Source organism: Mycobacterium sp. 236(2023) (assembly GCF_029623955.1).
In the GTDB taxonomy this organism is placed as follows: Bacteria; Actinomycetota; Actinomycetes; order Mycobacteriales; family Mycobacteriaceae; genus Mycobacterium.
Genome location: NZ_JARSBP010000002.1, coordinates 836,922 through 858,427, shown reverse-complemented (window position 1 = coordinate 858,427; position 21,506 = coordinate 836,922). Strand labels below are relative to the sequence as shown.

Genomic DNA, 21,506 nt, shown 5'->3' with positions numbered 1-21,506 from the left:
TCATGTCGCCGTCCCGTCACCGCAGGTTGCTGAAGATTCACAGCGCTTCAGCAGGCGCGTCCCGGTTTGCGGAAACCAGCGCGCCGGGTATGGCACCCGAGCCGATCGGAGGTGGGCTGATGGACGAACGCGCCGCCTCCGTGGGTCGGCGGTCCTTGCTCAGCTTGGCACTGCTGAACTTCTTCCTGGCCGACGCCCGCGACGGCCTCGGCCCTTTTCTCGACGCGTTCCTCGCCACACGGGGATGGTCGCCGGTCGCGTTGGGCGCCATCGCCACTGTGGGAGGTCTCATCGGCCTGGTGGCCACGCCACTGTTCGGAGCGCTGGTCGACCGATCTCGTTCCAAGCGGGCGCTGGTCGCGGTTCCGGTGATCGTCGTGACGGCCGTTGCGCTCGCCACGCTGATCGCACCCAACCCGGTTGTCGTGTGGGTAGGCCAGGTCGGCACCGCCGTCGTCGGCGCGGTGATCGGTCCGGCTCTCATGGGTCTCACCCTCGGCGTCGTGGGCGAGCGCCTCTTCGGGATCCAGGTGTCACGGAACGAAGTCTGGAACCACGCGGGCAATGTCGTCTCGCTGATCGCCATCTTCGTGCTCGTCTCGATGTACGGCGAGCACGCGATCATCGGGCTCATGTTGCTGACCGCGGTAGGCGCCGTCGCGGCGGCTGCAGCCATCGATCCCGCCCGCATCGATCACGCTGCCGCTCGCGGTCTGGCCGAGGCCTCGCCCGACACTCGACCGACGGGTCTGCGGACGGTGCTGTCCACGACTCCGGGGCTGATGCTTTTCGGCATCGTGCTGTTGATGTTCCATTTCGGCAACGCACCTATCAGCAGGCTCGTCGCGCAGGACTTCGCCATCGAGCTGGGCACGCCCTTTCGGACGACGGCCATCATCACCGGCGTCGCGCAGGTGTCGATGATCGTCGTGGCCTTGGTGGCGCCGATTCTCATCCGGCGATTCGGGTTGACGGCCGTCGTCGTGACCGGGCTGTGTGCGCTACCGGTTCGCGGACTGATCGCCGGCACCGAGTCACAGTTCTGGGCCATCTTCCCTGTCCAGATCCTCGACGGGGTCGGCGCGGGGTTGATCGGAATTACCACGCCTATTGCCGCCGAGCTGCTGCTGGCGGGGTCCGGGCGCTTCAACGCGGGAGTCGCTGCGTTGATGACGATCCAGGGTGTGGGCGCGTCGCTGAGCAACGTGATCGCCGGCGCCGTGGTCGAGGCGTACGGCTATCAGGCTTCGCATCTGCTCAGCGGGGTCGTCGCGGTGGTGGCGGTCGCCGCGTTTCTTCGCTGGCGGCGTCTGATCGTCCGCACGCAACCCGACGATCCCGTCGAACCTCAGCTTTCGATGACTCCGTAGCGCTCGGCGAACGGCGTCATCAAGCGGGCCAGGTCGCGGGCCACATCGTGGTCAGCTTCCGGCGGCATCGAGATGTAGCTCATCGCGAGCCGCACGATGGCCCTGGCCAGCACGCCGGCATCCTCTTCGCTGCAGCGCACCCAGCTGCTCATGAACGTCTCGGTGAGCCGCGCCGAGCAGTGGTTGATGATGGGCGCGCTGTCGGTGGTGATCAGCTGAAGCAGGTCGGGCTTGGACGTGCCGGTCAGCAGCGAGATCACGAGCGGGTCGGCCGCGGATTCGTGGAAGAAGTCCCGGAAGCCCTGCAGGAACGCGGCGTAGACGTCACCGACGTTGCTGTTGATCGACGTGTGGATCTGGTCGACGAGGCGGTCGGCCAGGCGCATCGCATACCCCTGCGCCAGGCCCTGCCGTGACCCGAATTCGTTGTAGATGGTCTGGCGGCTGATGCCGGCGGCCTTGGCGACATCCGACAGCGTGATCTGCGACCAGTCGCGGATCAGCAGCATCTCGCGCATGCCGTCGAGGATCGAGTCGCGCAGCAGCACGCGCGACGCCTCGGCGTAGGTGATGCGCTTGTCGTTGGGGCCGCTCACACGCGCGACAATAACGGTTGCCCGCGGCGGACTTGCACCGCGAGCGCGCGTGTCTGCACGCTGCTGCTCGGCGTGTCCCGTGCCTTCGCGCTCGCTCGTCGGGATCGACAGTGCGGTCACGGCCGCGCCACCTCGACCATCTCGAAGTCGGTCTTGGCAGCGCCACAGTCCGGGCAGCTCCAGTCCTCGGGGATGTCATCCCACCGGGTGCCCGGGGCGATGCCGTCCTCGGGCCAGCCCTTGGCTTCGTCGTATTCGAATCCGCACTGCACGCAGACGAACAGCTTGTAGTCGTCGGTCATTTCTTCACTCCCATTTCTTCGAAGTCGAGCTTCTCGCGCACCGCGCAGTCGGGGCAGCACCAGTCGTCGGGCACGTCGGCCCATGCTGTGCCGGCCGGAAAGCCTTCGCGCGGTTCACCTTTGGTCTCGTCGTAGACGTAATCGCAGCCGGGGCAGCGATAGACGGTCATGCACCGGCCCTCTTCGCCTCGCGCGAGCGCTCGTCGGCGTACCGCGCCGTGACCTTGTCGCGCATCCGCGGATGGACGTTGACCCGGCTGATGTCGCCGTCATAGTGGTCGAGCACTCGGTGGTCCATCACCTTGCGCCACACCGGCGGGAAGTACGTCAGGCCGATCATCGACGCGTACCCGCTGGGCAGGTTCGGCGCGCCGTCCATGCTGCGCAGCGTTTGGTAGCGACGGGTCGGGTTGGCGTGGTGATCGCTGTGGCGCTGCAGGTGGTACAGGAACAGGTTCGTGACGATGTGATCGGAGTTCCAGCTGTGCACCGGCGCGCATCGCTCGTAGCGACCGTTGTCGAGCTTCTGCCTCAAGAGTCCGTAATGCTCAAGGTAATTCACGGTTTCCAGCAGCGTGAAGCCGAAGATCGCCGAGATCAGGATGTACGGGATCAACTGCAGGCCGAAGACCGCGAGCAGCGCGCCGTAGAGCACCATCGACATCGCCCACGCGTTGAGCACGTCGTTGGACCAGTGCCACGTGCTCTTTCCCGCACGTTCCAGCCGCTTGGCTTCCAGCTCCCACGAGGACTTCAGGCTTCCGAACACGCTGCGCGGCAGGAATTCCCAAAACGTCTCACCGAAGCGCGCCGACGCCGGATCTTCCGGCGTGGCAACGCGGACGTGGTGGCCGCGGTTGTGCTCGATGTAGAAGTGGCCGTAAACGGTCTGCGCGAGCGTGATTTTCGCGAGCCAACGCTCCAATGATTCTTTCTTGTGGCCCATTTCGTGCGCGGTGTTGATTCCCACGCCACCGAGCAGACCGACTGACAGCGCCAGCCCGATCTTGGCCGGCCAGGCCAGGCCGCCATCGAACCCGAGCCAGCTGAGATCCGACGCCGTGAACAGGTAGGCGCCGAAGATGACGCTCGCGTACTGGAACGGGATGTAGAGGTAGGTGCAGTAGCGGTAGTACTTGTCGTTCTCGAGGCGCTCCATCACCTCGTCGGGCGGATTCTGGCCGTCGGGGCCGAAGAACCGGTCCAGGGCGGGCAGCAGGATGTAGAGCAGGATCGGGCCGATCCAGAACGGCACCTGCGCGACGGCGTGCCAACTGAACTGATTGAACGCCCACACCAGCGGCAGCATGACGAACAGCGCCGTGGGGGCGATGAGGCCCATCAGCCACAGGTAGCGCTTCCTGTCGCGCCACTGCTCGACGTGTGGGGCCCCGGACATTTCTTGCGTGGTCACCTCGATGCCTCCTTGCTGTGAGTGCGGTCACCCATTGCAGTTGACTATAGCGAGCATTTTGTCACTCGTCTAGACAGCAAGTGGCGTTTTGTAAAAAGCACTGGTCCGAGCTTTGCAGCTTCGCACCGCGAAGGCGCGTGTTTGCACGGTGCCGTGCGGTGTGTTGTGTGCAATTTCGCGCGCTCGGGGTCAGCGAGAGCGCTGGTAGCGCCCGGGACAGTCGAAGTCGGCAGCGCTTGGATAGCGAAGTCGCCGGTGAGATGGGCACAAACACGCACGCTCGGAGTCAGCGAGAGCGCGCAGGATGCCAAGAATTACGGCGCGGCGGCGTGCAAACACGCGCGCTCGCGGTGCAGGCCTGCCCCTCGAGAACGGGAGTGACTAGACCTGGGAGCGCTTGCCCACGAGGGAATGCCTACGGCCGTAGAGGAAGTACACGACCACACCGATGGCCATCCAGATGGTGAATCGGATCCACGTCAACCCGGTCAGGTTCAGCATCAGCCACACGCACGCGATGATCGACAGGATCGGCAGCACCGGAACCCACGGCGTCCGGAAGCCGCGCTTCAAGTCGGGCCGGGTGCGGCGCAGCACGATGACGCCGGCCGACACGAGCACGAACGCGAACAGCGTGCCGATGTTGACCATCTCTTCGAGCTTGTCGATCGGGAACACCGTCGCAGTGACCGCGACGACGAATCCGACGATCAGCGTGATGCGCACCGGCGTGCCGTGGTCGTTGGTCTTGGCGAGCTGACGCGGCAGCAGGCCGTCGCGCGACATCGCGAACAGCACCCGCGTCTGTCCCAGCACCAGCACGATGACGACCGTCGTCAGGCCCGCAAGCGCACCGATGGAGATGACCTTCGCCGCCCAGTCCACACCGTTGAGGGAGAAGGCCGTCGCCAGGTTCGCGGTTTCGGCTTCGCGCAGTTCCTTGTAGCTGACCATTCCGGTCAGCACCACGGCGACCGCGACGTAGAGGACGGTCACGATGCCCAGCGATGCGAGGATGCCGCGGGGCACGTTGCGCTGGGGGTCTTTCGTCTCTTCGGCTGTCGTCGCGACGATGTCGAATCCGATGAACGCGAAGAACACGATCGATGCGCCGGCCAGCACCCCGTACCAGCCGTAGCTGCTGCCCTCGGCGCCGGTGATCAGAGAGAACAGCGACTGTTCGGTTCCTGTCCCTCCCTCACCCGGTTCCGGTGACGGAACGAACGGCGAGAAGTTCGAGGCCTTGATGTAGAACGCCCCGACGACGACCACCAGCAGCACGACGGCAACCTTGAGCGCGGTGATGGCGAGGCTGACACCCGCCGACAGCTTGGTGCCCATCGCCAGGATCATCGTGACAAACGCGATGATGATCAGCGCGCCCCAATCCAGTTGAAATCCAGCCACTTCGGCGGTGCCGCCGGCAAACCCGAAAACTGTGCCGAGGTAGCTGGACCAGCCTTTGGCGACGACGGCGGCTGCGACGGCGAACTCGAGGATCAGATCCCAGCCGATGATCCACGCGACGAATTCGCCAAACGTGGCGTACGAGAACGTGTATGCGCTGCCGGCAACCGGAACCGTCGACGCGAACTCCGCGTAGCACAGCGCGGCGAGCCCGCAGGCGATCGCGGCGATGATGAACGACACCGAGATCGCCGGACCGGTGAGGTTGGCAGCGGTGGACGCGGTGATGGTGAAGATGCCCGCACCGATGACTACCGAGACGCCGAAAACGGTCAGGTCCCACCAGTTCAGGTCCCTGCGGAGCTTGGTGTCCGGCTCGTCGGTGTCGGCGATCGACTGTTCGACCGACTTCAGCCGAAGCTTGCCTGCTGTCTGCGCACCCGGCTCCTGAGCCATCAAGCGTCCTCTTTTCGTCATTCTTTGAGCGGAATGTACCCACTAGCGTGGGTCTCGATGCGGGAAAAGCACGCGATCGTGATCGGCGCGAGTCTTGGCGGGCTGTGCGCGGCCCGGGTACTGGCGAACTTCCATCATCGGGTGACGGTGTACGACCGCGATCTGTTACCCGAGACTCCGGGGCATCGCGCCGCGGTTCCACAGAGCAGGCACGTCCATCTGCTGATGGCGCGCGGGGCCATGGAATTCGAGAAGCTGTTTCCTGGACTGCTCGACGACATGGTGGCCGCCGGTGTCCCCGTGTTGGAGAACCGGCCCGATTGCATACATTTCGGCGCCGCGGGCCACGTCCTCGGGACGCACCACCGACTGCAGGATGAGTTCACGGCCTACGTACCCAGTCGGGTGCATTTGGAATGGCAGATTCGCCGACGCGTCAGCGCGCTTCCCAACGTCACGCTGGTCCACGGAGACGTTGACGAGCCGATTTTCGACGGACGCACGGTGACCGGCGTGCGGACAGCGGACGGTGCGACGGTCGACGCCGACCTCGTCATCGACGCGACCGGGCGTGGTACCAGACTTCCTGTGTGGTTGGAGCAGTGGGATTTTCGCCGTCCTGAGGAAAATACGGTCGACGTCGGCATCAGCTACGCCACCCAGCAGTTGCGGATCCCCGAGGGACTGGTCGCCGAGAAGGTCGTTGTCGCCGGGGCGTCCCGGGACCAGCCGCTGGGTCTCGGCATGCTCCACTATGAGGACGGCACGTGGGGGTTGACAACCTTTGGCGTCGCAAAGGTGAAGCCGCCCAAAGATTTCGCCGAGATGTGCGCACTGGCGGACGAGATCCTGCCCGTCCATCTCGCCGTCGCGGTTCGCCGCAGTGAGCCGCTGGGAGACATTGCGCTGCACAAGTATCCGACGAGCAGGTGGCGCCGCTTCGACAAGATCGCAGAGTACCCCCGAGGTATCCTGCCGTTCGGCGATGCGGTGGTGAGCTTCAATCCGACGTTCGGGCAAGGGATGACGATGACGTCGCTGCAGGCCGGCCATCTGCGCAAGGCACTGCTGACGCCGGATCCGGAAGCGACGTTTCTCAAAGCGACGGCGAAGACCACCTACCCGGTGTGGACGATGAATGCGATCGGCGACCTGACGATGCACGGCGCCACCGGCAAGGCACCGCGGTGGTATGGGCCCGTCGGCGCGCTGTTCGACCAGTTCCTCGGCGCCGCCGAAACGGATCCCGTTCTCGCGGAATGGTTCCTGCGGCGCTTCAGCCTGCTCGACAGCCTGTGGATGGTGCCGTCCGCCCGGCTCGTCGGCCGCACGGTACGCCACAACATGACGCTGTGGGTCAGATCCCGACGCTCACCCGGAACAGCTGCGTCGGTTCCTGCGCAACGAGTCTGATGGGTCCGTCGTCGGCGGCGACCCATGCCGCGGCACCGCGCGCCAGGGCCACGGCACTGGATTTCGCGTGCGCCGTGACAGCGCCCTCCGTGCACAGCAGGATCTGCGGACCCTCGTGCCGGTTCGGGGCATCGATCTCGTGACCCAGCTGCTCGCCATCGATTCCGAGCACCGACACCGCGAACTCGGGGGCCGGTGTCGGATACACGATTTCGCTGCCGTCGCGGATCGCTTCGGGTACCACGATGACATCCTCTGCCGGGGTGAAGTCCAGCACCCGCAGAAGCTCGGGCACGTCGACGTGCTTGGGTGTCAATCCACCGCGAAGCACGTTGTCGGAGTTGGCCATCACTTCCACCCCGACCCCGTGCAGGTAGGCGTGCAGGTTGCCGGCCGGTAGGTAGAGGGCCTCCCCGGGCGCCAGCGAGAGGCGGTTGAGCAGCAGGGACGCCAGAACTCCCGCATCCCCGGGGTAGGCCTCCCCCAGCTCAAGGACCGTCTTGGCCTCGCGGGCGAATTCCTTTTCACCAGAGCGCACATAGACGATCGCACCGTCGATGACGGCGGGCACCAGCTCATCCAGATCGGGTTGCGGGCACGTGATCCACGTCGTGAACAGCGCACGCAGACCGTCCTCGTCGCGTTGTCCGGCGAGCAGGTTGATGTACGGGTCGAGGCCGGCCACACCGAGCGCCTGCATCAGCGCGACGGTCCGTGCGGCGGGTCGGAAACCCGCCAGCGCCTCGAATTGGCTGAGCGCCACGATGATTTCGGGCTTGTGACTGCGGTCGCGGTAGTTGCGGTCGGGCGCTGTGATCGGGATGCCCATCCGGTCTTCGCGGGCGAAACCCTCGACGGCCTGCTCCGTGCTCGGGTGCGCCTGCAGCGACAGCGGCTCGTCGGCGGCGAGGACCTTCACCAGGAACGGCAACGTGTCGCCGAACCGGCCGCGTACTGCGGAACCCAACTCCCCCTCCGGGTCGGCGCGCAGCGCGTCGAGCAGCGACCGCTCCCCGTCGTCGGTCTGTAACCACGCCGGGTCCCCGGGGTGCGCGCCGAACCACAGTTCAGCCTCGGGATGTGGTGTCGGACTTGGAGCTCCGACGAAATCGGCGATTGCGGTCCTCGAACCCCACGCATAGGTCCGCACCGCACCTCTGAGCAGATGCACTCGTCTCAACCTCGAACCAGGCGCTGGTAGACGGCCGCCATTTCCAGTCGGACAGCCAGCAGCGCCAATTGTTGTTCGGGACGCGTAGATCCGGGCGTCGTTCCTGAGCCCGACTCGCTGATCCCCCCTTGTTCCCGGACCTCTGGGACGTCCGGTACGTCGTTGGCGTTGACGACGTCGACGTCGTCGAAGCCCTGCAATCGAGCCGACACGGCGGGCCGTTCGGCGTCGGTGGTCAACACGATGGTGCGTGTGCGCTGCGGCAGCGGGCCGTCGATCTCCTCATCGTGGAAGATCGAGGACCCGACCGATCCCGCATCGCGTCCCCAGCCAGATCCGATGGCGGACAGCGCATCTGCGAGCCCGACCGCCGCCACGGTGTGGTGGGCGATCCGGAGCATCGCCGTGCAGGCGTGGCGCGCCAGCGCCAGCGTGGCGGCGGAGTCGCCTGCGAAAGCCACCTGCCTGTCACGCACGCGTTCGGCCAGGCTCTTGGCGGGGTTGGTGAAAGTGTCACGTCCGGCGCTGTTTCGGAACGCCTCGGCGTCCAGCTCGTCGGCCATCGCCGCCAGATCGGCCGAGAATCCCGGGGCGATCACGTGCAACACGGCCAGGCCTGCCGCGAGATAGCGTGGCAGCGCGAAGTCGTCGGGTACGGGCAACCGCGGCGGTAGCGCGACAGAACGCCCCGCGGTCGCGTCGCGCAACGGTCCCTCGTAGGGCGCCACCACGATGACGCGGGCTCCGCGCCGAACCGCGGTGGCGGCAGCGGTGACCAAGGCCGGATCACCCGGATCGTCACCGGCGACGACCATCACGTCGAGCGTGCCGATCCACGGCGGCGCCTCGGACGCAACGACGATCGGCGCGCCGACCGACCGTCCGAGTTGAACGGCCAGCATCGTGCCCGCGGTCTCGGCGGTCCCATGGCCTGCCACCCACACGATGGTGCGGGGCGGCGTGTCCGAACGGAGCGAATCGAGCTCACCCTCGTCGAGTGCTGCGGCGGTGGCACGCACCTGCGCGCCGGCCATCGACGCCGCGCGCAGCAGACCCAGACGGTCGGCGGCCAGCAGGCCGTCGGCGTCGTCGAGGTCGACTTCGGCAGCCGACAGCGGGCGCGTGGTCACGTCGATTCCTCTGCCCCCGAGGTGATGTAACCGCCGATCTCGTCGACGAGTTCCTTGACCTCTTCGGCACTTCGCGCTTCGACGTTGAGCCGCAACAACGGTTCGGTGTTGGACATCCGAATGTTGAACCACCGGCCGTCACCGAGGTCGACGGTGACGCCGTCGAGGTGATCGATCGCGTGCACCCGGGATCCGAACGCCTGCAACACAACGTCGACGATGGCGGGCGCGTCGGTCACGGTGAAGTTGATCTCCCCGGAGGCCTCGTAGCGCTGATAGTCGGCCATCATCTCCGACAACGGCCGGTCCTGTTCGGCGAGCGCAGCCAGGACATGCAGGGCGGCAAGCATTCCGGAGTCGGCGCCCCAGAAGTCGCGGAAGTAATAGTGCGCCGAGTGTTCCCCGCCGAAGATCGCGCCGGTCTCGGCCATCAGGCCCTTGATGTAGGAGTGGCCGACTCGTGAGCGGACCGGTGTGCCACCGCGTTCGGTCACCAATTCGGGGACTGCGCGGGACGTGATGAGGTTGTGGATGACCGTCGCGCCGATCTCACGCTGCAACTCGCGCGCGGCGACCAGTGCGGTGACCGCCGACGGCGAGACGGCCTGTCCCCGTTCGTCGACGACGAAGCACCGGTCGGCGTCCCCGTCGAACGCCAGACCGATGTCGGCGCCGGTCTCCAGGACGAAGGCCTGGAGGTCGACGAGGTTGGCCGGGTCGAGCGGATTGGCTTCGTGGTTGGGGAAGTTTCCGTCGAGCTCGAAGTACAGCGGCGACAGCTTGATCGACGGGATGGGCCCCAGCACCCCGGGGGTGGTGTGGCCGGCCATGCCGTTGCCCGCGTCGACCGCGACGCTCAGCGACCGTATCCCTGCGACATCGACGAGTGAGCGCAGGAAATCGCCGTAGTCCGCGAGGACGTCGCGGTCGGAGGCGCTGCCACGCGGTCCGTCGAATTCCGGCACACCGGCGATGACTTCATCGCTGATGACCGTCAGCCCGGTGTCCTTGCCGACCGGTTTGGCACCGGCGCGGCACAGCTTGATGCCGTTGTAGGCCGCCGGGTTGTGGCTGGCCGTGAACATCGCGCCCGGGCAGTCCAGCAGGCCCGAAGCAAAGTAGAGCTGATCGGTCGAAGCCAGCCCGATGCGCACGACATCGAGCCCCTGGGCCATGACGCCGTCGGCGAACGCCTCAGAAAGGGCCGGTGAACTGTCCCGCATGTCATGCCCGATGACGACCTGCGTCGCATTTCCCCGCACGAGTCGCGCGAAGGCGGCGCCCACTTCGCCGACAAAGGCCTCGTCGATCTCCTTGCCGACAAGTCCACGCACGTCATACGCCTTGATGACGCGCTGTACCGCCTCGGCGGACCGGGACATGGGACTCCTTGGACGAAGAGACTGTTCTTGGAATCAGCCTAGCCGTCGCGGCCGGTCCCCATGGTCAGTCGGTCGGGTCGGGCAGCACGCGCAAATGCCCGCGGCGGCGCCCGTTGGTCTCCGGTCGCCGGGCCGGCGGAGCCATCAACGCCCCGCCGTGTGCTCCGGTGACAGGGTCGGTGAATCCCGTGGTGAAGCCCGCAGTCATACCCGGAGGGACGGCGCCCTCTCGGCCTTCTCGAACAGCGTCGGCGAGCGCCACCAAATCGTCGTCGTCGGGGTGCGAAGGCAACGGCCCCGCGTGACGAACCAACTCCCATCCGCGGGGAGCGGTGATTCGGCCGGCGTGCATGACGCACAGATCCCACGAGTGCGGCTCGGACACGGTGGCCAGCGGGCCGACGACAGCCGTCGAATCTGAATAGACGAAGGTGAGCGTCGCGACCGCATAGTGCGGGCACCCTGGCCGGCAGCAGCGACGGGGAACATTCACAGCGGAAGGCTATCGTGCACGATCCCCCGCATCGCGGCGGACACGCGCAGTCGTGAGTCGCCCGAAGCCCAACCGTTACGATCTTTTTCGTGACGAGGCGCCAGCACCGCGGGTCGCGGCGGGGCCGAGAGATGCGCGGGCCGCTGCTGCCGCCGACCGTTCCGGGGTGGCGAAGCCGCGCGGAGCGCTTTGATATGGCGGTCCTGGAGGCCTACGAGCCGATCGAGCGGCGCTGGCATGAGAGGGTGTCGACGCTCGATGTGGCAGTCGATGAGATTCCGCGGATCTCGCCGAAAGATCCGGACAGCGTGCAGTGGCCGCCGGAAGTGGTGGCGGACGGCCCGATTGCGCTGGCGCGCCTCATCCCTGCCGGGGTTGACGTCCGCGGAAATTCCACGCGTGCGCGAATAGTGTTGTTCCGCAAGCCGATCGAGCGTCGGGCTAAAGACACCGAAGAGCTGACCGAGCTTCTTCACGAATTGCTGGTGGCTCAGGTAGCCACGTATCTAGGCGTTGAGCCCTCAGTCATCGACCCGACCCTGGACGACGACTAGGGGCTCGCTACTTCTCGAAAACTAGATGATGCCGCGCTTGAGGCGACGGCGCTCGCGCTCGGACAGGCCGCCCCAGATACCGAAGCGCTCGTCGTTGGCAAGTGCGTACTCCAGGCACATGTCCTTGACTTCGCAGCCCTGGCAGATGCGCTTGGCCTCGCGGGTCGATCCACCCTTTTCGGGGAAGAACGCCTCGGGATCGGTCTGCGCGCACAGTGCGCGCTCCTGCCACTGGTCCTCATCCGAGGCGTCAGCGACGTCGCTGAAAGGATCTCCATACTCAAGGCGTTCGGGCACCAAACTCAATTGGGGACGCCCATTCGCTCCACTCGGTGCCGGTCCGGTCTGGATGTGCGGCGCACTTCCTACCGAGCCGAGGAGCCTGCTGTCGAACCGAATCGAATCACCGAAATCGGCCTGTTCAAATGCCATGTTCCCCTCCTCCACGGGTCTCGTAGTTCCGTATATGCCAGCCCCACTATGAAACGTGCGGCCATCCCAATTCGAACAAGTGATCGAATCTTGGTCTGCGACACCGAAACCGGCCGGAGAACCGCGAAATGACACTGCTGTGATTACACACGCGTTAGCTGCGTCGGTCAAGCGGTAGAACAGGAATTCATATCATTCTGTGACTGGATTTCGGCGCGTCGCGCTTTGGCGTGTCTGTCACGCTCCCACCCGCCGCCTGATGCCGGCCTCGGAACCGCCTACCCTCGTTCGCGTGAAGGTCACTGTTCTTGTCGGCGGCGTCGGTGGTGCACGCTTCCTGCTCGGCGTCCAACATCTGTTGGGCTTGGGGCAGTTCAACACTCACGATACCAATGAGCATGAAGTGACTGCTGTGGTCAACGTCGGGGATGACGCGTGGATGTTCGGCGTGCGCATCTGCCCCGACCTCGACACGTGCATGTACACCCTCGGCGGCGGCATCGATCCCGAGCGCGGCTGGGGCCACCGCGACGAAACCTGGAATGCCAAAGAGGAACTCGCAGCCTACGGCGTGCAGCCGGACTGGTTCGGCCTCGGCGATCGCGACCTCGCCACCCACCTGGTACGCAGCCAGATGCTGCGCGCGGGCTACCCCCTGTCGGAGGTCACCGAGGCACTATGCCGGCGGTGGTCACCCGGCGTCCGCCTGCTCCCGGCCTCCGACGATCGCAGCGAAACCCACGTCGTCATCACCGATCCCGAGGACGGCGAGAAGCGCGCCATCCACTTCCAGGAGTGGTGGGTGCGCCACCGCGCGCAAGTCCCGACGGACAGCTTTGCGTTCGTCGGCGCCGACAAGGCAACTGCCGCACCCGGTGTCGCGGACGCGATCGAGGGCGCCGACGTGGTGTTGATCGCGCCGTCGAACCCGGTCGTCAGCGTCGGCGCGATCCTGAATATCGGCGGCATTCGCGGCGCCTTGCGTGCGACGAAGGCACCGGTGATCGGCTACTCCCCGATCATCGCCGGAAAGCCGTTGCGCGGCATGGCCGACGCGTGCCTGTCCGTCATCGGCATCGAGAGCACGTCCGAGGCGGTCGGTAACTATTACGGCGCGCGGTCGGCGACCGGCATCCTCGACGGTTGGCTGATCCACGAGGGTGATAGCGCCGAGATCGAGGGCGTGAACGTGCGGGCGGTACCGCTGCTGATGTCCGATCCGGCGACCACCGCCGAGATGGTGCGCGCAGGAATGGAACTGGCCGGGGTCACCCCGTGACCGACGGTGTGAACGAGCACGGGACATCGGCGCGGGTCGAACTGCTGCCCGTGCCCGGCCTCCCGGAGTTCCGGCCCGGCGACGACCTCGCCGCCGCCATCGCCCAAGCCGCCCCGTGGTTGCAGGACAACGACATCCTCGTCGTCACCAGCAAGGTGCTCTCCAAGACCGAAGGCCGGATGGTCGATGCTCCCTCCGACCCAGAGCTGCGGGACACACTGCGGCGCAGACTGATCGACAACGAGGCGGTCCGCGTACTGGCCCGCAAGGGCCGGACGCTGATCACCGAGAACGCGTTGGGGCTGGTCCAGGCAGCCGCCGGGGTCGACGGCTCCAACGTCGACTCCAACGAATTGGCCCTGCTTCCGGTCGATCCCGACGGCAGCGCGCGAAAGCTCGTCAACGCGATCCACACGCGCCTCGGTGTGACGGTCGGCGTCGTCGTCACCGACACGATGGGACGGGCGTGGCGGACGGGCCAGACCGACGTCGCGATCGGTTCGGCCGGCCTCACAGTCCTGCATGCCTATGCGGGCGAACACGACCAGCACGGCAACGAATTGATCGTCACCGAGATCGCTGTGGCGGATGAGATCGCCGCAGCCGCGGATCTGGTGAAGGGCAAGCTGACTGCCGTGCCGGTCGCGGTCGTACGCGGGCTGACGCTGAATGACGACGGATCGTCGGCACGAAATCTGGTGCGCGCCGGCGAGGAGGATCTGTTCTGGCTCGGCACCGAGGAGGCGCTCGCGCTGGGCCGGTCGCAGGCCCAGCTGTTGCGCCGGTCGGTGCGCCAGTTCAGCTCCGAGCCTGTCGATCCCGATCTGGTCGAAGCGTCGGTCGGTGAGGCGCTGACCGCGCCCGCGCCGCACCACACCCGGCCGGTGCGGTTCGTCTGGGTGCAGGACAGCGACGTGCGAATCGGTTTGCTGGATGCGATGAAAGACCGGTGGCGCGACGACCTCAGCGGCGACGGACGCGACGCCGGTTCCGTGGAGCGCCGCGTCGGTCGCGGCCAGATTCTCTACGACGCACCCGAACTGGTCATCCCGTTCATGGTCCCCGACGGCGCCCACACCTATCCGGATGAACGTCGCACCGCAGCCGAGCACACCATGTTCACGGTCGCAGCCGGCGCCGCGGTGCAGGGGCTGCTCGTCGCGCTGGCCGTGCGCGGGGTGGGCAGCTGCTGGATCGGGTCGACCATCTTCGCCCCCGAGCTGGTGCGCGAGCGGCTGGATCTGCCGGCGGACTGGGAGCCACTGGGCGCCATTGCGATCGGCTATCCGCTGGAACCGTCGGGGCCGAAAGAGCCGGTCCCGACGGACGGCCTGCTGGTGCGCAAGTGAGCCTGCACTCCTCGACGATCGATGTGCTCACTGCGTGGAATCCGGTTGATCCGGAGCAGGATTCGCTGCGTCACGCCTATCTGGCGTTCCTGGCTGCCCGCGGGGACGGGTGTCTGCGCGAATGCGTGCCCGGCCACATCACCGGATCGGCATTGGTTCTCGACCACACAGGCAGCCAGGCGCTGCTGACCTTGCATCCGCGTTTCGGGCGATGGCTGCAGCTCGGCGGGCATTGCGAACCGGACGACGAGACGATCGTGGCCGCGGCATTGCGGGAGGCCACTGAGGAATCCGGCATCGAGGGCCTGGCCATCGCGGCGGAACCGGCTGCGCTGCACGTCCACCCGGTGACATGCTCGCTGGGCGTGCCGACCCGCCATCTCGATGTGCAGTTCGTCGTGCGGGCGCCCGAGGGCGCGCAGATCGTCTGCAGTGACGAGTCTTTGGAATTGCGGTGGTGGCCGCTCGATCAACTGCCCGACGACAGCGACTTCGGCCTCACCCAGCTGGCCACGGCCGCGGCGGCCGCCCGCCCCCTCGAGCCTCCCGCGGAATAGGATTCCTGGCTGCGGAATCCGAGTTATCCACAGCCCTGACTTCTCACTGGCGGCACGCGGGGCTTCCCGCGGCATGCTCATCGATGTGCAGGAAGTGATCATCGGCTCGGACGCCGTGCTGTCAGGTGCGTTGACGCGGGGGCAGCTTCGCTGGAACTACCGGGCCATTTATCCCGACATATATCTGCCCAAGCACCTCGAAGCGACATTGGCCCACCGCAGCCGGGGCGCGTGGCTGTGGTCGCGACGCCGTGGGATTATCACGGGAAGGGCAGCTGCAGCAATGCACGGCGCCAAATGGATAAGCGAAACCACCCCCGTCGGGATCATATGGGCGAACAACTATTCACCGGCAGGGATCATCAGCCGCCGCGAGCCCATTGCTCCGGGTGAAATCTGTTGGCGCGAAGGATCACCCGTCGTAGTACCCGCACGCGCTGCTCTAGACATTGGACGCCACCTCCGCAGGGATGAAGCTGTGGCGCACCTCGACGCGCTCGCGCGCGCGACGGGAGTTCTGGCTTCTGAAGTCCTCGACCTCAGCTATCGATACAAGGGCAGCCGCGGCGTCCGGAGGTGTCGTGAGGCCGTCGCGCTCATGGACGCCGGAGCCGAATCGCCGCAAGAAAGCAGACTGCGCTTGGTACTGATTGACCACGGCTTTCCGCGTCCGCTCACTCAGATCCCGATGTGTGATGCAGGCGGCTATGTGTTCGCGCGGCTCGACATGGGCTGGCCGGACCTAAAAATCGCGGTGGAATATGACGGTGAGCACCACCGCACCGACGACGCGCAGTACCGCAAGGACGCTCGGCGCCTCCGCAGGATCAACGATATGGGGTGGATTGTCATCAGGGTCATGAAGGGCGATCGACCAGATGAGATCGCGGCATGGGTTCGGGCCGCCTTTGCGCTACGCGAGCGAGAAGCCATGGCTGTGAAGGAGTCCGCTTGAGCAGCCAGGAATCCTATTCCGCGGTCAGATGTCGGTCGAGAAGCGCAGGCCGCCGTCGGGAATCGTGATGCCCGGCCACACGCGCGCGCCGCGCAGCAGTTCGCAGCGGGCTCCGATGTCTGCGCCGTCGCCGATCACGCCGTCACGGATCAGCGCCCGCGGGCCGATGTGCGCGCCGAAGCCGATGATGGATCGCTCGATCACCGCTCCCGCACCGATTTTCGCGCCGTCGAAGATAACCGCTCCGTCGAGTCGGGCTCCGCCGGCCACTTCGGCGCCGCGGCCGACGACCGTCCCGCCGATCAACAGCGCGCCGGGCGCCACAGATGCCCCGTCGTGCACGAGCTTCTCTCCCCGCTGATGCGTCAACGCCGGCGACGGCGCAATGCCGCGCACCAGATCCGCAGATCCGCGCACGAAATCCTCCGGCGTACCCATGTCTCGCCAGTACGTGGCGTCGACGTAGCCGCAGACCTTCTTCCCGTCCGAGAGCAGCTGAGGGAACACTTCGCGTTCCACCGAAAGCGCACGTCCCTTGGGAATCTCCTCGATGATCGAGCGTTTGAAGACGTAGCAGCCTGCGTTGATCTGGTCAGTCGGCGGGTCCTGCGTCTTCTCCAGGAAGGCCGTCACGACACCCTCGGAATCTGTTGGCACACAACCGAATGCGCGGGGATCCCCCACACGCACCAGGTGCAGGGTGACGTCGGCACCGCTCGATTCGTGCGAGTCGAGCAGCGCCCGCAGGTCGCAACCGGACAGCACGTCGCCGTTGAAAACGACTGCGGTGTCGTGCCGTAGCTTCGACGAGACGTTGGCGATACCGCCGCCGGTGCCCAACGCCTCTTCCTCGACGACGTAGTCGATCTGGAGGCCGAGCTTCGATCCGTCACCGAACTCCGCCTCGAATACGCCCGCCTTATAGGACGTGCCCAGGACGACGTGTTCGATACCCGCCTCGGCGATCCGCGACAGCAGGTGCGTCAGGAACGCGAGACCGGCCGTCGGCAACATCGGTTTCGGTGCGGACAGCGTCAGCGGGCGAAGGCGTGTGCCCATCCCACCGACGAGAACGACAGCATCGACTTCGGCTGGATTGACCACTAGCCCCGCCCTTTCGCTCGCTTCCTTCGCGAATTCCGCACAACCAGAGTGGCCCTCGCCCCCAATGCCCCGCGGAATGCCCAGCGTAGTGGCGCTTGCCACCATTTCGGGTACCGGTCGGCGAGAAAAGTGTAAGTGCTGACGTGGTGTGCGGCCAGGTTGCTTGCCGGATCGCGACCGGTCGAGTGTCCCTTGACGTGCAAAACCTCCGCCTCGGGCACGTAGACGTTCTGCCAGCCTGCGCGGCCGAGGCGATCTCCGAGGTCGACGTCTTCCATGTACATGAAGTAGCGCTCGTCGAAACCGGAGATCTCGGAGAATGCGGCGCCGCGCAGCAACAGGCACGAGCCGGACAGCCAGCCGACGGCGCGTTCGCTGGGGTCGGTGCGCTCCTGGCGGTAGGCCGCCGTCCACGGATTCGACTTCCATATCGGGCCGACGACCGCGTGCATGCCGCCGCGCATGATCGAGGGCAGGTGCCGCGCCGACGGGTAGACGGTGCCGTCGGGGTCGCGGATCAGCGGTCCGAGCGCGCCGGCGCCGGGCCAGCGCTCGGCGGCCTCCAAGAGAAGGTCGATGCTGCGCGGGCCCCATTGGACGTCGGGGTTGGCCACGATGAAGTAGTCGGACGCCGCCACGTTGTGTTCGGCGACCGCGCGATTGACCGCGGTGCCGTAGCCGAGGTTGCCGCCGGTGCGGTAGAGCGTGGCGTTCGAGTACTGCTCGACGGCCTCTTCGGGGGCGCCGTCGGTGGACCCGTTGTCGGAGATGATGACGGTGACCGGCCGCTCGGTCGCGTGCGCCAGCGTCGCGAGGAACCGGTCCAGGTGCGGACCCGGCGAGTACGTCACCGTCACGACAAACAGCACGGCGTAGAGACTAACTACCGGCTTGCTGTGGCGAGCGCCTCAGCCAACGCTTCGCGCCACGGCCGCAACGGTGTCAGACCCGCGGCCTCCGATTTGGCCGACGACAGCGCGGAATAGGCGGGGCGCGGCGCGGGGCGCGGATGCTCGTCGGAACCGACCGGCCGAACGCGCGAAACGTCCTCGCCCAGGGCGGCGAACACGGCTTGCGCCTGCTCGAACCGGCTCGCCGAACCGGCGTTGGCGGCGTGCAGGACGGGTTCGCGAATCGCGCCGTCGGCGATCTGCAGCAGCGCGCGGCACAGATCGACGACGTATGTCGGCGAGCCGATCTGGTCGGCGACGACATCGACGGTGCCGTCGCCCCGGGCCGCGCGGCGCATGACGGCGGCGAAGTCGGAACCGTCGGCCCCCTCGTAGATCCATGAGGTGCGGACGATGTGCGCGTCGGGCATCGCGGCCAGCACCAACATTTCGCCGGCGAGCTTGGTGCGCCCGTAGACCGACAACGGCCCGGTCGGGTCGTCGATGTCGTAGGGGCGCTGCAGCGAGCCGGAGAACACATAGTCGGTGGAGATATGGATGAACGTTGCGCCGGCTCGGGCGCAGGCCTGCGCGACGTTCTCGGCACCGCCAGCGTTGACGGCGTGGGCGCGGTCGGGCTCGGATTCGGCGGCGTCGACCTTGGTGAACGCGGCGCAGTTGACGACGACATCGCCGTCGGCGATGTGACGTTCTGCAGCCGTCGGATCCGTGACGTCCCACTCCGACGATGTGAGCGCCACCACGTCGCGCCCGTCGGCGCGCGCCTGACCTGCCAACACGCGGCCAACCAGGCCGCCTCCTCCTGAAATCACGATTCGGCCGGTCACGTCACGAGTTTGGCACGCCGACCGCAGCTCCTCGGAATGCGGGCTGGTCGCAAGTAGCCTGGGCAAATGCCTGCCGCTCACATGATTCGCGCCATTTCTGTGGCCATGGCTGTTGCCGTCGTCATCGGAACCGGCGTGGCGTGGGGCAAGATCCGCTCGTTCGAATCAGGCATCAACCACATCAATCCGATCGCACTGGGCGAGGGTGGCGAAGACGGCGCGATCGACATTCTGCTGGTGGGCGCTGACAGCCGCACCGATGCGCACGGCAATCCGTTGACCGACGAGGAGCGCGCGATGCTGCGCGCCGGCGACGAGGTCTCCACCAACACGGACACGATCATTTTGATCCGCATCCCGAACAACGGAAAGTCGGCGACGGCCATCTCGATCCCCCGCGACTCCTATGTCGAGGCGCCGGGCATCGGGAAGATGAAGATCAACGGCGTGTACGGGTCGGTGCATCTGGAGAAGCTCAAAGAGCTTGTCGAGGAGCAGGGCGTGGATCCGGTGGTCGCGGAGCCCGAGGCTCAGGACGCGGGCCGCGAGGAGTTGATCAAGACCGTTGCCAACCTGACCGACGTCACGGTCGATCACTACGCCGAGATCGGTCTGCTCGGGTTCGCTCTGATCACCGACGCGCTGGGCGGCGTCAACGTCTGCCTCAACAATGCTGTGTACGAACCACTTTCGGGCGCTGATTTCCCGGCCGGCTGGCAGAAGCTCAACGGCGCGCAGGCGCTGAGCTTCGTGCGTCAGCGGCACGACCTGCCGCGCGGCGACCTCGACCGGGTGACGCGCCAGCAGGCGGTGATGGCGTCGATGGCGCACGACGTGATCTCCAGCAAGACTCTGACGAGTCCCACCACATTGGGCAATCTCGAAGCGGCAGTGCAGCGTTCGGTCGTCCTGTCCGAGGGCTGGGACATCATGGATTTCGTCGAGCAGCTGCAGAAGCTGGCGGCAGGCAACGTGGCGTTCGCGACCATCCCGATCCTCGAGGAGGCGGGCTGGAGCGACGACGGCATGCAGAGCGTGGTGCGGGTCGATCCGACGGAGGTCAAAGACTGGGTGACCAGCCTGCTGCACGATCAGGACGAGGGTAAGACCGAGGAGCTGACGTACAGCAACGACAAGACCACTGTCGAGGTGGTCAACGACAGTGACATCAACGGTCTGGCTGCGGCGGTCGCACATGTGTTGACGGGCAAGGGCTTTACGCAGGGCAACGTCGGCAACAACGAGGGCACCAAGGTGGACAACAGCCAGGTGCAGGCCGCGAAGTCCGACGATATGGGCGCCCAGGCCGTCGCTCTGGAGTTGGGCGGCCTTCCGGTCGTCGAGGACTCCTCGATTCCCGAGGGTTCGGTGCGGGTGGTGCTGTCGGCCGATTACACCGGTCCCGGCGCGGGACTGGACGGTTCGGATGTGACGCTGATGGGCGCGGACCCGAGTGCATCCAGCGTGGTGTCGGGCGATGGCGAGATGGTGCCGCCGCCGTCGCCGATCATCACGGCCGGCTCGACCGATCCGCAGTGCGTCAACTGACGTGACGAACGTCAGCTCCGTAATCCTGGATCCGTTGATGGCCGCCAACCCGGCGGGGCCGCGGATCACCTATTACGACGACGCCACCGGCGAGCGCATCGAGTTGTCGACGGCGACGCTGGCCAACTGGGCCGCTAAGACCGGCAATCTGTTGCGGGACGAGTTGGGTGCGACGCCGGGCAGTCGGGTCGCGGTGTTGCTGCCCGCGCACTGGCAGACGGCGGCGGTGTTGTTCGGGATCTGGTGGATCGGCGCCGAGGTGGTACTCGAGGGCGAGGCCGATATCGCATTGTGCACAGCAGACCGGCTCGACGAGGCCGAGGCGGCGGTCGGTATGGGCGAGATCGCGGTGTTGTCGCTCGATCCGTTCGGCAAGCCGGTCCCCGATCTCGCGGTGGGGCTGACGGACTACGCGACGGCGGTGCGGGTGCACGGCGATCAGATCGTCCCCGAGCGGGCGCCGGGTCCGGCTCTGAGTGGCCGGTCGGCAGATGACGTCCTCGAGGCGGCGCGAGAGTCGGCGGCGGCGCAGGGCATCACCGGAACCGACCGGGTGCTGTCGACGGGATCGTGGGAGTCCGCCGACGACATCGTTGAGCGACTGCTCGCGCTCTATGTCGTCGGCGCGTCGCTGGTCCAAGTGGCAAATCCGGATCCCACGTTGGTGGAGCGCCGACGCGAGACGGAAAAATTGACGCGGATGTCGTTTTAGCAACTACCTGAAGCCCGACATCCCTTCCTGGGTCACAGAAGTCCCACGGGTCTCGCTGGTCAAAAATGTGACATGGCCTGACGCTCTAGCGAATGTCGCAACACATTGTTCAGGCAACACGCAGATTACGAATTGTTGACGTAA

The 21,506-nt window shown here is 66.3% G+C and carries 22 protein-coding genes; 9 read left to right on the top strand and 13 right to left on the bottom strand.

Annotation, left to right across the window (positions count from 1 at the left end):
• Nucleotides 1-119 precede the first annotated feature (119 nt).
• Nucleotides 120-1,370 (top strand): MFS transporter, encoded by a 1,251-nt coding sequence (locus P9A17_RS06700; RefSeq protein ID WP_278037789.1) that lies wholly within the window; start codon nt 120-122, stop codon nt 1,368-1,370.
• Here P9A17_RS06700 and P9A17_RS06695 read toward each other — a convergent pair.
• From P9A17_RS06695 to P9A17_RS06675, 5 genes are all read right to left on the bottom strand, one after another.
• Nucleotides 1,349-1,978 (bottom strand): TetR family transcriptional regulator, encoded by a 630-nt coding sequence (locus P9A17_RS06695; protein ID WP_278038631.1) that lies wholly within the window; start codon nt 1,976-1,978, stop codon nt 1,349-1,351. The genes P9A17_RS06700 and P9A17_RS06695 overlap by 22 nt on opposite strands.
• Before the next feature lie 104 nt (nt 1,979-2,082).
• The gene (locus tag P9A17_RS06690) at nt 2,083-2,268 is read right to left on the bottom strand and encodes a rubredoxin (RefSeq protein ID WP_278037788.1); all 186 of its coding nucleotides are present in this window, start codon (nt 2,266-2,268) and stop codon (nt 2,083-2,085) included.
• Nucleotides 2,265-2,438, bottom strand: a complete 174-nt coding sequence (locus tag P9A17_RS06685) for a rubredoxin (RefSeq protein ID WP_278037787.1) — start codon at nt 2,436-2,438, stop codon at nt 2,265-2,267. Before P9A17_RS06685 ends, P9A17_RS06690 begins: the two co-directional genes overlap by 4 nt.
• Nucleotides 2,435-3,667 (bottom strand): alkane 1-monooxygenase, encoded by a 1,233-nt coding sequence (locus P9A17_RS06680; RefSeq protein ID WP_278038630.1) that lies wholly within the window; start codon nt 3,665-3,667, stop codon nt 2,435-2,437. The genes P9A17_RS06685 and P9A17_RS06680 overlap by 4 nt, the downstream gene beginning before the upstream one ends.
• Nucleotides 3,668-4,063: 396 nt before the next feature.
• Nucleotides 4,064-5,545 (bottom strand): amino acid permease, encoded by a 1,482-nt coding sequence (locus tag P9A17_RS06675; protein ID WP_278037786.1) that lies wholly within the window; start codon nt 5,543-5,545, stop codon nt 4,064-4,066.
• Between the two features lie 57 nt (nt 5,546-5,602).
• Between P9A17_RS06675 and P9A17_RS06670 the strand changes: the two genes are divergently transcribed.
• Nucleotides 5,603-6,958: an FAD-dependent oxidoreductase gene (locus P9A17_RS06670; protein ID WP_278037785.1), complete on the top strand. Its 1,356-nt coding sequence runs from the start codon at nt 5,603-5,605 to the stop codon at nt 6,956-6,958.
• Here P9A17_RS06670 and manA read toward each other — a convergent pair.
• The 4 genes from manA to P9A17_RS06650 form a co-directional block, all read right to left on the bottom strand.
• Nucleotides 6,903-8,129: a mannose-6-phosphate isomerase, class I gene (gene manA / locus P9A17_RS06665; protein WP_278037784.1), complete on the bottom strand. Its 1,227-nt coding sequence runs from the start codon at nt 8,127-8,129 to the stop codon at nt 6,903-6,905. The two genes, P9A17_RS06670 and manA, sit on opposite strands and share 56 nt — an antisense overlap.
• Before the next feature lie 5 nt (nt 8,130-8,134).
• Entirely contained in the window at nt 8,135-9,259 is a 1,125-nt protein-coding gene (locus tag P9A17_RS06660) for a TobH protein (RefSeq protein ID WP_278037783.1), read from the bottom strand.
• Nucleotides 9,256-10,641, bottom strand: a complete 1,386-nt coding sequence (locus tag P9A17_RS06655) for a phosphomannomutase/phosphoglucomutase (RefSeq protein WP_278037782.1) — start codon at nt 10,639-10,641, stop codon at nt 9,256-9,258. The genes P9A17_RS06660 and P9A17_RS06655 overlap by 4 nt, the downstream gene beginning before the upstream one ends.
• Nucleotides 10,642-10,705: 64 nt before the next feature.
• Nucleotides 10,706-11,134 carry a DUF3499 domain-containing protein gene (locus P9A17_RS06650; RefSeq protein ID WP_278037781.1) on the bottom strand — a complete coding sequence of 143 codons (429 nt, stop codon included), beginning with the start codon at nt 11,132-11,134 and terminating at the stop codon, nt 10,706-10,708.
• Nucleotides 11,135-11,265: 131 nt separating this feature from the next.
• Here P9A17_RS06650 and P9A17_RS06645 point away from each other — a divergent pair, with 131 nt between their 5' ends.
• Complete coding sequence (locus P9A17_RS06645) at nt 11,266-11,688, top strand: metallopeptidase family protein (protein WP_278037780.1); 423 nt, start codon at nt 11,266-11,268, stop codon at nt 11,686-11,688.
• A gap of 21 nt (nt 11,689-11,709) precedes the next feature.
• Here the strand turns inward: P9A17_RS06645 and P9A17_RS06640 are convergent, their stop codons facing one another.
• Nucleotides 11,710-11,985, bottom strand: coding sequence for a WhiB family transcriptional regulator (locus P9A17_RS06640; RefSeq protein ID WP_278038629.1), 276 nt, complete (start codon nt 11,983-11,985; stop codon nt 11,710-11,712).
• A gap of 427 nt (nt 11,986-12,412) precedes the next feature.
• Between P9A17_RS06640 and cofD the strand changes: the two genes are divergently transcribed.
• The 4 genes from cofD (at nt 12,413) to P9A17_RS06620 (ending at nt 16,260) form a co-directional block, all read left to right on the top strand.
• Complete coding sequence (gene cofD / locus P9A17_RS06635; protein WP_278037779.1) at nt 12,413-13,399, top strand: 2-phospho-L-lactate transferase; 987 nt, start codon at nt 12,413-12,415, stop codon at nt 13,397-13,399.
• An 8-nt stretch (nt 13,400-13,407) separates the two neighbouring features.
• On the top strand, nt 13,408-14,748 hold the full coding sequence (locus tag P9A17_RS06630; protein ID WP_278038628.1) for a coenzyme F420-0:L-glutamate ligase: 1,341 nt from the start codon (nt 13,408-13,410) through the stop codon (nt 14,746-14,748).
• A complete protein-coding gene (locus P9A17_RS06625; protein ID WP_278037778.1) occupies nt 14,745-15,305 on the top strand; it encodes an NUDIX hydrolase in 561 nt (186 codons plus the stop codon). The genes P9A17_RS06630 and P9A17_RS06625 overlap by 4 nt, the downstream gene beginning before the upstream one ends.
• An 85-nt stretch (nt 15,306-15,390) precedes the next feature.
• Nucleotides 15,391-16,260, top strand: coding sequence for a hypothetical protein (locus P9A17_RS06620; RefSeq protein ID WP_278038627.1), 870 nt, complete (start codon nt 15,391-15,393; stop codon nt 16,258-16,260).
• Between the two features lie 24 nt (nt 16,261-16,284).
• Here the strand turns inward: P9A17_RS06620 and P9A17_RS06615 are convergent, their stop codons facing one another.
• Genes P9A17_RS06615 through rfbD form a run of 3 tightly spaced genes read right to left on the bottom strand, consistent with a single transcriptional unit; the run spans nt 16,285 to nt 19,102 of the window.
• Nucleotides 16,285-17,364: an NDP-sugar synthase gene (locus P9A17_RS06615; RefSeq protein ID WP_278037777.1), complete on the bottom strand. Its 1,080-nt coding sequence runs from the start codon at nt 17,362-17,364 to the stop codon at nt 16,285-16,287.
• On the bottom strand, nt 17,364-18,233 hold the full coding sequence (locus P9A17_RS06610) for a glycosyltransferase family 2 protein (RefSeq protein WP_278037776.1): 870 nt from the start codon (nt 18,231-18,233) through the stop codon (nt 17,364-17,366). The genes P9A17_RS06615 and P9A17_RS06610 overlap by 1 nt, the downstream gene beginning before the upstream one ends.
• Nucleotides 18,234-18,247: 14 nt before the next feature.
• Nucleotides 18,248-19,102 carry a dTDP-4-dehydrorhamnose reductase gene (rfbD, locus tag P9A17_RS06605; RefSeq protein WP_278037775.1) on the bottom strand — a complete coding sequence of 285 codons (855 nt, stop codon included), beginning with the start codon at nt 19,100-19,102 and terminating at the stop codon, nt 18,248-18,250.
• A 66-nt stretch (nt 19,103-19,168) separates the two neighbouring features.
• Between rfbD and P9A17_RS06600 the strand changes: the two genes are divergently transcribed.
• Together P9A17_RS06600 and P9A17_RS06595 are read left to right on the top strand one after the other, a co-directional pair.
• A complete protein-coding gene (locus P9A17_RS06600) occupies nt 19,169-20,650 on the top strand; it encodes an LCP family protein (protein ID WP_278037774.1) in 1,482 nt (493 codons plus the stop codon).
• A gap of 1 nt (nt 20,651) precedes the next feature.
• Nucleotides 20,652-21,362, top strand: a complete 711-nt coding sequence (locus P9A17_RS06595) for a TIGR03089 family protein (protein WP_278037773.1) — start codon at nt 20,652-20,654, stop codon at nt 21,360-21,362.
• Nucleotides 21,363-21,506: the final 144 nt, after the last annotated feature.

Bases quoted from the DNA above. Each gene is read 5' to 3' on its own strand.
- P9A17_RS06700 (WP_278037789.1), top strand. From the start codon at position 120: ATGGACGAACGCGCCGCCTCCGTGGGTCGGCGGTCCTTGCTCAGCTTG.
- P9A17_RS06690 (WP_278037788.1), bottom strand. From the start codon at position 2,268: ATGACCGACGACTACAAGCTGTTCGTCTGCGTGCAGTGCGGATTCGAA.
- P9A17_RS06685 (WP_278037787.1), bottom strand. From the start codon at position 2,438: ATGACCGTCTATCGCTGCCCCGGCTGCGATTACGTCTACGACGAGACC.
- P9A17_RS06680 (WP_278038630.1), bottom strand. From the start codon at position 3,667: ATGTCCGGGGCCCCACACGTCGAGCAGTGGCGCGACAGGAAGCGCTAC.
- P9A17_RS06675 (WP_278037786.1), bottom strand. From the start codon at position 5,545: ATGGCTCAGGAGCCGGGTGCGCAGACAGCAGGCAAGCTTCGGCTGAAG.
- P9A17_RS06670 (WP_278037785.1), top strand. From the start codon at position 5,603: ATGCGGGAAAAGCACGCGATCGTGATCGGCGCGAGTCTTGGCGGGCTG.
- P9A17_RS06655 (WP_278037782.1), bottom strand. From the start codon at position 10,641: ATGTCCCGGTCCGCCGAGGCGGTACAGCGCGTCATCAAGGCGTATGAC.
- P9A17_RS06645 (WP_278037780.1), top strand. From the start codon at position 11,266: ATGCGCGGGCCGCTGCTGCCGCCGACCGTTCCGGGGTGGCGAAGCCGC.
- P9A17_RS06600 (WP_278037774.1), top strand. From the start codon at position 19,169: ATGCCTGCCGCTCACATGATTCGCGCCATTTCTGTGGCCATGGCTGTT.